Raw genomic sequence first — 2330 nt, forward strand, 5'->3', positions numbered from 1 at the left:
GCAACAACGCAGTTCATCGCAGCCATCCAGCACAATCCATTGCAAATCAGGGTTAACAACCCGTCAATGCCTTGCCCCGCTCGCCCCGGCAGGGCTTGCCGAAATATGGTCAGCGAAGCGCAGGCGTGCGAGACAATCGCGCGACCATCTTCTCCTGGTGGCGGTCATCTGGAGCACGATTTCGGGGATGCGCCGCCCTCGACAGGAAGCGGCCCTGCATCAAGGGTCTGGGCTCAACTTCCCATTGGCTCAAGGTGAAGCGCGATCGAGACCATTGCGTTTCGATACGGACCAGACTGACAAGCCGCCTGTTTCGAAGCCCGGCACCGGCTGCAACCAATCCGACCGGTATCCTTCGAGCAAGGCCGCAGCGAAACTGTCAGGCGAGGCACTGGCATAGCGTGCCATATTGGGCGTCCCGCGACATACCACCACGTAATCTGCACCGCTGCTCACAACGTCATCATGCGCTTGCGAAACAGGGCCCGTAAAGGCGCGCAACGCTTGTGCCAACGCGGCCTGATTGCGGTGATAACCCGCCGCTACGATCGAATGCTCCGTGCGCAACAAGACCAACGCACCAATGTCAATTGGGGTCAGAACCCGTCCCTTCGGAAGTGCGGTCAACCGGCGAAGATCGCAATTGCTCGCAATACCTTTCGAGGGTCCGCGGGCCTCCGCCCCCGAACTTGCGGCCAGTGCCTTGCCTGCCAGAGAGCCCCCTGCCGGGCTCAAGAGAATAAGTGCGAGAGTGATGCCGACAACCCGTATGATCGCGGAATTTATGCGGGCGGCGCTGCGCAGCACATCATGGAGCATCGCCGCAAACAGCGGTGCCATGAGCAGTTGCGCAAAGAGTGCGACCCGGAAGAACACCAGCGCCAAGACCAGCATTGCGCCCGAAAGTGCAAAGACCGTAAACCAGCCAAACGCAGCTTCGCCGACAATCAGCTTTCTCGCCTGCGTCACGAGCGCCAATACATATAGGCCGCTCATCCACCCGAGAACTGCAAGCTTTTCTGGCTGCTGCTCGTAAATCGGCTTCACTTCCTGAATGCCGCCAAGCCAATATTCGCGAACCAGGGGGTCAATTGCGCTGAAGGGCGCGATTCCTGTCAGCCCAAACGTCAGGAGCACCGGTGCCGCTCCTGCAACGGCGATTCCAAGCAAGATCGCGGCCTGCATGATTGGCGGGGGTGTCTGTCGCATCCGCAATGCAAGGACAGCGACAATGCCCGACAACAAAAAACCGACAAGATGCGGCCAACTGATTGCATCCGGCCAGGCGTGGCCCCATTCCGGCACAGGCCGCGTCGCGACGAAAAGTGCGATCGATCCAAGCGCAAGACCCCCGAGGAATGGCGCCAGTCCCCGATCGTTCTCTTCGCGCATGTAGAACAGGGCATATATGCCGCATACCGTGGCGATCAGCGGCAACCCCTCGATCGAGATCGCAAGCAGCACGGCACCGGTCAAACCGGCGAATAAGGCCTTGTGCCGGACATTTCGCCGGTCGGCCATGAGACGCAGGATGCCGAGTGCACAAATGATCTGCCATCCATGGTGATCGACCTTAAGCGGAACCATGTTTCCAATTACCAGCGACAGCATCGGCACGATCAGAAGTACGATATTCGCTGCCGCATTCCGGAAGCCCAGGCAGCGCAAGGTTCCACGCAGGATGAACAATGCCGCCAGCAATTGCAGCGGAGGAATCAATGCTGCAGAAGCGATCTCGGCTTGGGAGAATGGCAGCAATGTCCCAAAGAGCAAAGTAAGCGCCGCCAATGGCAGATCAACTAAACGCGACCAGTGCATCGCCAGCCCGCCAGACCCGCCCGCGCGATAGTTCGTGACGTCCCACCAGCTCTGCCCTGCCAGCCAATCGCGAACCTCGAGAATGCGCATGGCATCATCCGGGTCATCAATTGCCAATGCGGCAATTTGGCCGCGCATCGTCAACCCGACAAGAATCGTGAACAAGAGCCAGGGAACAACAAGTGCAACCGCACTATATGCGTTGTTAAGCGGCGCCCACGGAAGAAGGTGAGGCCCGCGTTCGATGTGGGCGAGTGCGGATGCAACCCGGCGCCGATCTGTATTGGCACTCATGCTTCGCGCTTGCCGCGAAAGACCACGCTCTTGCGCAGGAGATAGGTGAGGGCGAAGCTCAGCACGATCGCTGCCAGCTTGGCTAGGCGCGGATCGAGCCCGCTCCAGTCACCCAGCCCGACCACAAGCGTCGTCAGGCCCAGACCCAGCAATGCGGATATAACGAACAGCGCCTTCTGACGCGTGCGTTCAGCCCCGCGCCTGGCGACCGAATCCTG

2 protein-coding genes are annotated in these 2330 nt (G+C 59.9%); both read right to left on the minus strand.

Annotated elements, in window-relative coordinates; genetic code table 11:
* Positions 1-249: 249 nt before the first annotated feature.
* Entirely contained in the window at positions 250-1908 is a 1659-nt protein-coding gene (locus ACQY6C_RS14715; protein WP_427970032.1) for a hypothetical protein, read from the minus strand.
* Between the two features lie 200 nt (positions 1909-2108).
* A partial coding sequence (locus ACQY6C_RS14720; RefSeq protein WP_427970034.1) for a GtrA family protein occupies positions 2109-2330 on the minus strand: 222 nt, incomplete at its 5' end.

It is taken from the genome of Altererythrobacter sp., assembly GCF_050299635.1.
Taxonomy (GTDB): Bacteria; Pseudomonadota; Alphaproteobacteria; order Sphingomonadales; family Sphingomonadaceae; genus Erythrobacter.